The sequence below is a fragment of the Nitrospinota bacterium genome (genome assembly GCA_035528715.1).
Taxonomy (GTDB): Bacteria; JADFOP01; JADFOP01; order DATKYB01; family DATKYB01; genus DATKYB01.
Genome location: DATKYB010000041.1, coordinates 1 through 9,926 on the forward strand (window position 1 = coordinate 1; position 9,926 = coordinate 9,926).

Below are 9,926 nucleotides of genomic sequence, written 5' to 3' on the forward strand. Positions count from 1 at the left end.
TCGATTAGTTTAAGGGTATCACGATCCCCTCAATTATCAGTCTAAATCTCCGCCACCCCCTTCATCAACCTCTTCGACATTCTTCCAGCCAATAAGGATTGTAGGGGGATTCGATTCGGAGAACTTCCCTTTATCAAGAGAAATCTTTATCAACACCGTATCATTATAATTGATATCCCCACCAGGGTTAACCAGGACCCTGAACCTTTCGTCGCCAGAAACTCTTTCAAGCATCTTTCTTATAACCAGTATCTGGAATCCATCCTTCCACCCAAGCTCTTTGTCCAGAAGCTCTTTTATATCCCCTTTGTCCTTTCTGTAATAGAAATAGTCATCTGAGAGAATAAGAGCCGGAACCTTTCCTTTGTCCAAAGCCCCTTTGATATTTACAGGGATATCCTCAATGGTTCCATCAGGCCTCTTAATACCGATGTTACCCACCCACTGGTGCACGGGTTCTTTATTCCCTCCCTCTATCTCGATAACAATCTCTTTTGCGCCGTCTAAATTCGCTAAATGGACATCTGTCCATCCCCTGTTTTCATAGGGGTAGATAACCTTGGTTATCTTCCTGTTTTTGCCGAGATACTCCAAGCCATAGGCCTTGGCTTCAGGGTCTTTGATAACCTTTTCCACAAGGGAAAACTTATCGATCTGCTTCTTTTTACCCCATCCTGTTCCTAATATGCCTGTCTCAACAATTCCATTATTCAGAACCTCTTCCAATGACTTGGAATAAACACCCTTTTTGTCGAGATACTTATGCATGATGAAATTGTCTACATTGGAAATCTTTACAACCTGCTCAGCATGTAAATTCTTTAATGGAATCATTCCAAAGAAAAGGACAAGCAGAATAATATATCCTTTTTTCATAGTATTTTAATCCTCCTTAAATAAAAGGTCATATACTAATCATTGAATATATACGCTATTTTTTAAAAAACAAGGGGTAAAAGAAATTCCATAAAAAATTTTTTAAGACTCATAAAATGAATTTAAACAATTAATTAAGGGGAGCAAAAAACGCGAGAGGAGGCTTTTTATTTTTTTTTGTTTGTTCTATCGCTAAAATCCCTGAAAAATCTAAAAGGGGATTTAAAACTTTTTCGTCAAACCTTAATAAGACAGTAGCATCTTCTAAATTAAATGGTCAAATAGGATTTTTATACCAATTCCAATCAGAATAAGACCCCCTAAAGCTTCAATTTTTTTCTCAGAAAAGTGTCCAAATCTGTTACCCACATAAACGCCAGCAAAAGATAAAGAAAAAGTTACTGCGCCGATGATGATTATTGGGGTGATAATAAAAATCTTTAAAAATGCGAAACTTATCCCTACGGCCAATGCATCAATACTCGTAGCAATAGATAATATCAGCAAAACGTAAAGATTTGTTGGGTCAATTTTTTTTTGCTGGGGTCAAGCCTAAAGGATTCATAAATCATTTTACAACCAATAAAACTCAAGAGAACAAAAGCCACCCAGTGGTCAATCTCTGTAATAAGATTTCTCAAGCTGAGTCCTGCTAACCATCCAAGGAGAGGCATAACCGCCTGAAAGAGTCCAAAAGATGCGGCGATAATGAATGCATTGTTTATCTTTAAGTTTTTTATGGTTAAGCCGCTTGAGACAGATACAGCAAACGCATCCATGGATAGCCCAAGTGCGATAAGAATAATCACAGTCATGTCCATTTGCTATGAATCCTATAGAGAAATTTTTTTAGCCTGATTGATAAGCATCCGTCATCTGTCTTACAGCGTCGGAGAATGCCTCTCTTAGGCTAGAGATATTTAAGTTAGAAATAATAAATCAACTTTATCATTTCTAAAGTGAAAAGTCGAGCAACAATGAGTAAAACTTTAATCACAAATTATATCTAACTCCACCCTCTTCACTCATGCAATCCAAGTTATTGAATCACAGAGGTGAGTTGGGATTTTTCCTTGAGAAAACTAATGCAACAACTCATTGACAAACTTCTATCCTTACTGATATAAAAGCTGTAGATTCTATTAAACAACGCATCAAAAAACTTCATACAGCTTCCCATATCAGATGTTTATTGGTTTCTTAAAGCTATAGTTTTTAGGAAAATTCTTTTTCGGAGAATGTCATGACCGAAAGCCTATTGATTGGAGTTGCCGGAATTGTCATCCTCGGGATTTTAGCCCAGTGGTTAGCATGGATGGTGAGACTCCCGGCTATATTAATGCTCCTTTTGTTTGGTATTCTCGCTGGGCCGGTTACCGGTTTCCTTAATCCAGATGCGCTTTTCGGCAACCTTCTTATGCCGATTGTCTCCCTTTCCGTTGCCATCATCCTCCTCGAAGGAGGCTTAAGCCTGAAAATAACAGAGCTTAGGGCCACCAGAGCGGTTTTGAGGAATCTGATTACCATCGGCGCGCTTGTAACCTGGGTTCTCAGCGCCGCATCTGCCTATGCGATTACTGATCTGGGAATCTCCCTCTCTATTCTTTTAGGAAGTATTCTCGTTGTCACCGGCCCCACGGTTATCATTCCGCTTCTTCGGCATGTGCGTCCCGTTCCCCGCTTGGCTTCGTTATTAAAATGGGAAGGAATTCTTATCGATCCCATCGGCGCAATGATGGCGGTTTTGGTCTTCGAGGCGATTCTTATCAACCGTCTTGTGGACACACCCGGGCTCATCGTGTTCGGAATCTTGAAAACTATCCTGATTGGGGGCTTTATCGGCACCCTTTCTGCCCTCATCATCATCCAACTCCTCAAGCGCTATTGGGTTCCCGATTTTCTCCAAAACTCTGTTACCTTGATCACGGCACTTTCAGCCTATATGGGCACGAATCTTCTCCAACCCGAATCAGGTCTTCTTACTGTTACAGTCATGGGAATCATTTTGGGGAATCAAAAAACCGTTTCCATAGGCCACATCGTTGAGTTTAAGGAAAATGTGCGTGTTCTTCTCATCTCCGGCATTTTTGTCCTTCTCTCTGCCAGGCTCAAGATGGAGGATTTTCTCGACATGCGCTGGGAGGCCTTTGTTTTTCTTGGAATTCTTATCCTCCTTGTTCGGCCGGTATCTGTCTTTTTCTCCACCCTTGGTTCAAAACTGAACTTCAAGGAGCGCCTCTTTATCTCCTCTCTCGCACCGCGTGGCATTGTCGCCGCAGCCGTCTCCTCTGTTCTAGCGCTCCGCCTTGAGGAAATCGGCTATGAAAGCGCTGAGCGTATTGTTCCGCTTATCTTCTTTGTGATCATCGGCACGGTGTTAATCTACGGGCTCTTAGCTTCTCCCTTGGCGAGGCTTCTTGGGCTTGCCGATCCTAATCCTCAGGGGGTTCTGATCGTCGGTGCCCATCGCTGGGCGCGGAGGATGGCTTTAGCTCTTAAATCATTAGGGGTTCGAGTGCTTCTGGTAGACACGAATCGAAGGGAAGTGGCACAGGCCCGAATGGAAGGGCTGGAGGGCTACTGTGGGACGATTCTTTCAGAGAACTTCCTCTTTGAAAACCAGATAGGTGGAATCGGGAGGCTCTTGGCGCTTACCTCGAACGACGAGACCAACTCTCTCGCCACATTGCATTTCAGCGATACCTTCGGGAGAGAAGAGGTCTACCAGCTTCCTCCGGATTCAAAGGAAGCAATACCCAAGTATCTCAGTGGCCGCCTCCTTTTTGGAGAAGGAATCACCTATGATTATCTCGACGAGCGCTTTGATCAAGGGGCAGTTATCAAGGTGCATCGACTGACAAATCGATTCACGTTCAACGCCTTTCAGAGGTTTTACGGAGGAAAGGTCGTTCCCTTATTTTGCGTAGATGAGGAAGTAAACCTCAAGATCTTTAACACAGATACTTCACTCGAGCCCGAACCAGGACAAACGCTCATAAGCCTCGTCGATCCACTAAAGAAAAAACTTAGTAAATGATAAAAACATAATTTACACACAGTGATAGCGGAAATATTTCATTATTCGCTGGAAAAATTCCTAAAGAGCAAAAGGGGATACTACCGTAAAATTGTATTGACTAAATCCTACCTTTTTGATAGAAAATAATTAATTAAGATTTCCTCTGTAATCCTATTTCCTTTTGATATCACAAATTATTTATGATTTAACTTTAAAACTAATTCTCCAGCCTACAGTTCCAAATCAGATGACAAAGACTTTAATCAAAAAAGGAGGTGAAGTATTTTAAACTAAAAATGAAGCCTTTAACTATAAATTTATCAAGAAACTGAACAAACTTTAACTAAGGAATGATAAAGTTATGAAGAAAATAATAATTGTTTCAGTAGTTGCATTGGTTTTAGTGCTGATTCTTTTTCACATTGAAGGGAAATCCCAGATGGGCCCTGGATATGGTATGGGACCAGGATATGGTATGGGCCCTGGATACGGAATGGGACCCGGCATGATGGGCCCTGGATACGGAATGGGACCCGGCATGGGCCCGGGATATGGTATGGGCCCTGGATATGGTATGGGACCCGGCATGATGGGCCCGGGATATGGTATGGGCCCTGGATACGGAATGGGACCCGGCATGATGGGTCCGGGATATGGTATGGGCTATGGTTATCACATGGGACCTGGTTATGGATATCCTCGGGGTCCTCAATACCAACAGCCCCAGAAGCCTCTAGGGAAAAAGGAAGCCAAGGTGATATTGGATAATTATTTGAACTCGGCAAGGAATCCCAACTTGAAAATTGGGAAAATTGAGGAAAAAGATAACTACTTTGAAGCCGATATCGTAACCAAGGATAATTCTCTGGTAGATAAGGTTATTGTAAACAAGTATACTGGCTGGCTAAGATCCATTTATCAATAAGTTAATAATTTTGATGATTTTTAGGTCCTATTTAAAAGGAGATTTAAAGTGAAAAAAAGATTTCAGTATTCTTTAACTTTCGCATTATGTGCAATTCTTTTTCTATCAGAAAATGCCTTTGCTCAGTGGCGAGGTTATGGTAGTGGATGGGGCATGGGTCCTGGCATGATGGGTTGGGGATACGGCATGGGGTGGTTTGGGACAATCATCATGGCCGCTTTCTGGATTGCGGTGATCATAGGAATCGTCTTTCTCATTCGATGGCTCGTTACATCTACGGGTAGTGGAAGCTATGGTGCGAGGTCAGAAGAATCAGCCCTTGACATCCTCAAGAAACGATATGCTCGAGGAGAGGTCAACAAAGAAGAGTTTGAAGAAAAGAAGAAAGATTTACTTCAATAATTAAGTAAAAGAGATAATTAAATTTTAACTTTGGTTGGTGGACTAACTGCCAAATAAAGGAAGAAGAATAATGCAAGAATTAGTGATGATTTTGGCTGGAGGTCAAGGGAGCAGGCTCTATCCATTATGTGAAGACAGGTGTAAACCTGTTATGCCTTTTGGTGGCAGATATAAGGTTATCGATTTTGTTCTCAGCAATTTTACGAATTCTGGATTTTACAAGATTCTAGTATTAACACAGTTCATGTCAAGTTCAATTCAACGCCATATCTCAATAGGTTGGAAACTGTCCAGTCAATTATCGCATTATATGGACACTATTTCCCCTCAGATGCGTGTTGGAGATGGGTTGTATCTTGGAACAGCAGATGCAATTTATCAGAATTTAGACATTATAAAAAGTGAGAGCCCTGATCATGTTTTTGTCTTTGGAGGGGATCATATTTACAAAATGAATGTAAGGCAGATGTTGGATTATCATATTGAAAAAGGTGCTGATCTTACCTTATCTGTGGTGCCAATTTCTCTTCATGAAGCAAAAGAGATGGGGGTTGTTGAAGTGGATTCACACAGTCGAATAAGGGGATTTGTTGAAAAACCAGAAAATCCAAAACCAATGCCTGAAAAAGAAAATATGGCATTGGTATCCATGGGAAATTATCTTTTTAATCAAGATGTACTTTTTGAAGTTATTAGAAAAGATCATCTTAAAGATTCTGCTCATGATTTTGGTCTCAGTATTATTTCACAAATGATTGATAAATATAAGATCTATGCATATAATTTTATGACAAATCATTGGCCAGGCATGGAAGAAAAGGAGCGAGGATATTGGTGTGACATAGGGACAATAGATACATACTGGAAAGCCAATATGGAACTTTGCGATGTTACCCCTAGACTTAATTTATATGATCAAAAATGGCCTATACGAACTGCGTTTCATAATTATCCAGGTTCAAAATTTGTCTTTGCAAACGAAGATGAAGGTAGAGTTGGTTGGGCAACCGACAGTATTGTTTCTGAGGGATGTATAGTCAGTGGTGGACATATCAACAGAAGTATTCTCTCGCCAGGGGTAAGGATAAACAGCTTTTCGTATGTAACCGATTCTATCTTAATGGATGGCGTTAAGGTGGGGAGGTACTGCAAGATACAAAAGGCTATCATTGACAAGGATGTATATATTGCACCTCATACAGAAATAGGATGGGATCTTGAAAAAGATAGAAAACGCTACTACGTCTCGGAATCAGGAATAGTGGTTGTTGCAAAGAAAGATTAAATTGAAATGTTTTATACTGAAGAATTTTTCGGGATGTAGTAGTTTTTATTCGAACTCACAGAAAACTCTCATACTAAACGAAAAGCTAGTGATATTTGCACGGGGAGCCAGATTGAAAGCCCTTTGGTAATTTTGCCAATGGGCTTTTTTATATGTCCCTTTTTTGCTTGTTCAAAAAAGGGACGAAAAAAGGACACCCCTCGATTTTTTTAAACGGTATTTAGCTGCGTTTTCTTCAGAGAAGCCGCAAACTCAGGCTTCGCCTTCAAACAGCTGCTTCTTTTATCCTCGCCCACTTACTAAATACCTAAAAAGCAAAAGGGGGATTTAAAAACACCATGATTTCCTCGTTCACTTAAAAAATCCCTAAAAAGCAAAAGGGGAGATGAGAAAATCGCTTTGCGATTCTCCGCAAGGAAAAATCCCTGAAAAATCTAATGAGATTTGGTGATATTTTTTATCACAATTTTATCACAGAGGGTTTTAATTTCAAAATTCTTGACAAAATAGACAAAGAGCGTAGCATCTAAAACCGCTATTTAAAATCAATATTAGTATAAAAAATGAGATAAGCTGATAAGACAAACAATTTATAAAACTGAAAAATGCAATTGGGATTCTTTACAAAAAAACGCATCTTATCTACTCATATATTTGCAGTAGCCTTTATATTATTAATAACTTTTACCACAGACTCATGGGACCCGAATAGTCCTATTGATTTGATTATCGAATGGACAGGATATATCTTTCTCATCATAGCCACACTCGGAAGATTGTGGTGCTCTATTTACATCGGGGGTTATAAAAATAATAAAATAATAAACGAAGGGCCTTACTCTATCGTTAGAAATCCTCTGTATCTATTCAGTTTTTTTGGTATAATTGGACTTGGCCTGGCAGCGGAGAATTTACTTGTATTATTTTTGGCAATCCCTTGGTTTATAATCTATTATCCATCGGTTGTTTATAAAGAAGAAAAAGATTTAGAGGCAAAATTCGGAAAGGAATTTATTGATTATAAAAATAAAACACCGAGATGGTTTCCTCGATTTTCCAAGTATTATGAACCTGGACAGTATCTTATAAAACCCAAATATATCAGGAAGGCTATGTTTGATTCTATGTGGTTTGTATGGCTTTTTATGCTATTGAGAATAATTGAAGTATTACAAGACCTTCATTTCGTCCCGGTTATCTTAAAAATTCCTTAGAATTTTCAACACGCCAATCCTTAAATTCTTCCAAAAAGTTGTGGAATTCTTCTTTTTGTTTTCTGAATTTGAAGTCCCTTTTTTCCTTGCCCTTCTTTTTCCCTTGCTCGCTTAGTAAATCCCTAAAAAGCAAAAGGGGAGATGAGAAAATCGCTTTGCGATTCTCCGCAAGGAAAAATTCCTGAAAAATCGAAAGGGGTTTATGATATTTTTTATCACAAATTTATCACATAGAGGGAGGGGGATAACCGTGATAGGCAAAATCTAATATCCCATCTCTGCTAATGCCAAAGTTTACTTCTTCTTCAATTCCTTTAATAATTTCTTCTATTTGTTTTTTTTGCTCCTTTTTAAGTTTCATATGCTTCCTATTTTCTCCCTTGTAGATAAAACTTAATGGTCGACCTCTGTATACGAAAAAAAGTATATTTTAATAAAAACAATATTAGTAAGCAGTGAACCAAGTGACAAATTAAAATTCGCTATTTTAAAAGTTAATTGGAATTTTCTTCCCAAGGCATATGGAAGAAAGGGGAAAAGAAAAAGGAAAGGGAAATAAGGTTTGTAGTAGATTTGTAATTTCTAAAAAAGGGTGCTATTATTTTATTTGGATGGAAAATTGGACGGAAAAGTTACTCTAACTTTTCCTACCCTCCCAAAAGCCCCATGATAGAAATATCTGGGGCTTTTCCATCCGCTATTTGATCGCGACCGCTTCGAGAAGCAACAAACTCGAGCCTTGCTCTCAGACAGTTGCTTCTTTTTTCGTTGCTCGCTTAGTAAATCCCTAAAAAGCAAAAGGGGATATTTTTAGACCGCAAAATTGTATTGAGTGAGCCTGCCTTTTAAAAAACCTTTTAGATTTTCCGGACTGATTTATACGGGGTTTTGCTTATAGAGATTTTTTTACAGGCAGGGATAAATATTCTTAAAAGAAATGCCGATAAGATATACAGGATTTCAATTTTTTGGGTTTAAAAATGGAAACAAAAGATAAAAGAAATATCGAAATACCAGAGACGGTTGAGTCCATTATGAAAGAAAATGTCGTCGCAATATCACCGGATGATTCGCTGAGGCAGGTTCGAAGGCTTTTTCAGAGATACAGATTTCATCATTTACCTGTTGTGGAAAACGGGGTAATTATCGGGATAGTATCCGACCGTGATCTTCTCAAACAGCTGAGCCCGTTTCTGGAAACCGTATCCAGTCAACCGCGTGACAGGTTTATCCTCAACAAAAAAGCCCACCAGATTATGACCCGAAAGCCTATAACAGTAAAAAAATACACAAGCATAAGAGATGCCTGCAAGACGATGCTGACAAACAGAATATCCTGCCTCCCTGTGGTTGATTCTAATAGACATATTAAGGGGATATTGACCTGGAGAGACATCTTCAACGTATTACTGAAGTTTTACCCAGACCCGCAAAAACCTATTGACTAAATCCTACCTTTTTGAGCTTATCAATTAATCTATTTTTATGATTTTTTTCTGAGGGTTACGCGGAACAATTTTCTTGGAAGAGCCCCTTCATCAAATTCATCAATGCTGACTATGTCATAGTCTTTAGCCAGACGCTCTACTTTTTGTCTGTTGAAAAAATGAACTACAAACCCACCGCCAATCTGATAAATATCTTCTCCCCTATGAGTCCCGGTTCCATAATCAACATCCTTTGTATGCCTTACAGTGTAAATATTGATTCCATCCGGCCTCAATACTCGTCTTATCTCATCTGAAAGAAACTCGAGTTCTGATGTTGTAAGTGCCATACAATACAGCATGTGGGAATAACAGGCATCGAAGGAATCATTTTTAAAAGGAAGAGGGTATCTGACATCGTGGCATTTAACTTTCACCTGTTCATCCAGCCCAAGTTTATGGACTTTTTCAATGATATCTTCAACTCCTTTGCGAGAATAATCCAGAGCAGTTACTTCAAAACCATTTTTTGCAAAGAACAGTGTGTCCCGTCCCTGTCCAGCCCCTAGTTCAAGAATTTTCTTTTTTCCCTTTTTCTTGAATAATTCTACAGCTTTTTTCGCTGGCTCACTGGGCTTCTCACCAAACATTTCATGATTTTCTGAAAGAGTTTTTTCCCAGTGTGATTTCTGTTTGTCTAAGACTTCTTTGTCAGTTTTTTCTCTTTTGGTGTTCATTTTAATTCCTTGTTCCCTTCATGTTTTTATTTGTTTTGGTG

General features: G+C 39.1%; 9 protein-coding genes and 1 pseudogene. 6 read left to right on the plus strand and 4 right to left on the minus strand.

The genetic code is table 11. The annotated features are described in order from the left end of the window. Positions 1-36: 36 nt before the first annotated feature. Both VMW81_02825 and VMW81_02830 read right to left on the minus strand, forming a co-directional pair. Positions 37-876: a hypothetical protein gene (locus tag VMW81_02825; GenBank protein ID HUU49878.1), complete on the minus strand. Its 840-nt coding sequence runs from the start codon at positions 874-876 to the stop codon at positions 37-39. A 264-nt stretch (positions 877-1,140) separates the two neighbouring features. Then, positions 1,141-1,697: pseudogene (locus VMW81_02830) on the minus strand (manganese efflux pump MntP family protein). Positions 1,698-2,119: 422 nt separating this feature from the next. On the opposite strand from VMW81_02830, the gene VMW81_02835 reads away from it, so the two are divergent. The 5 genes from VMW81_02835 to VMW81_02855 all read left to right on the plus strand — a co-directional run bounded on the left by VMW81_02835 (position 2,120) and on the right by VMW81_02855 (position 7,721). Further along, positions 2,120-3,913, plus strand: a complete 1,794-nt coding sequence (locus VMW81_02835) for a cation:proton antiporter (protein ID HUU49879.1) — start codon at positions 2,120-2,122, stop codon at positions 3,911-3,913. 343 nt (positions 3,914-4,256) lie between these two features. After that, positions 4,257-4,820 carry a hypothetical protein gene (locus tag VMW81_02840; GenBank protein HUU49880.1) on the plus strand — a complete coding sequence of 188 codons (564 nt, stop codon included), beginning with the start codon at positions 4,257-4,259 and terminating at the stop codon, positions 4,818-4,820. A 48-nt stretch (positions 4,821-4,868) separates the two neighbouring features. Beyond that, the gene (locus VMW81_02845) at positions 4,869-5,222 is read left to right on the plus strand and encodes an SHOCT domain-containing protein (protein ID HUU49881.1); all 354 of its coding nucleotides are present in this window, start codon (positions 4,869-4,871) and stop codon (positions 5,220-5,222) included. Between the two features lie 67 nt (positions 5,223-5,289). Then, the gene (gene glgC, locus VMW81_02850; protein ID HUU49882.1) at positions 5,290-6,507 is read left to right on the plus strand and encodes a glucose-1-phosphate adenylyltransferase; all 1,218 of its coding nucleotides are present in this window, start codon (positions 5,290-5,292) and stop codon (positions 6,505-6,507) included. A gap of 611 nt (positions 6,508-7,118) precedes the next feature. After that, a complete protein-coding gene (locus tag VMW81_02855) occupies positions 7,119-7,721 on the plus strand; it encodes an isoprenylcysteine carboxylmethyltransferase family protein (GenBank protein ID HUU49883.1) in 603 nt (200 codons plus the stop codon). Positions 7,722-7,947: 226 nt separating this feature from the next. On the opposite strand, the gene VMW81_02860 is transcribed toward VMW81_02855, so the two are convergent. After that, on the minus strand, positions 7,948-8,082 hold the full coding sequence (locus VMW81_02860; GenBank protein ID HUU49884.1) for a hypothetical protein: 135 nt from the start codon (positions 8,080-8,082) through the stop codon (positions 7,948-7,950). A 607-nt stretch (positions 8,083-8,689) separates the two neighbouring features. On the opposite strand from VMW81_02860, the gene VMW81_02865 reads away from it, so the two are divergent. Next, positions 8,690-9,169 (plus strand): CBS domain-containing protein, encoded by a 480-nt coding sequence (locus VMW81_02865; GenBank protein ID HUU49885.1) that lies wholly within the window; start codon positions 8,690-8,692, stop codon positions 9,167-9,169. A gap of 35 nt (positions 9,170-9,204) precedes the next feature. On the opposite strand, the gene VMW81_02870 is transcribed toward VMW81_02865, so the two are convergent. Next, positions 9,205-9,885, minus strand: coding sequence for a class I SAM-dependent methyltransferase (locus tag VMW81_02870; GenBank protein ID HUU49886.1), 681 nt, complete (start codon positions 9,883-9,885; stop codon positions 9,205-9,207). Between the last annotated feature and the right edge of the window lie 41 nt (positions 9,886-9,926).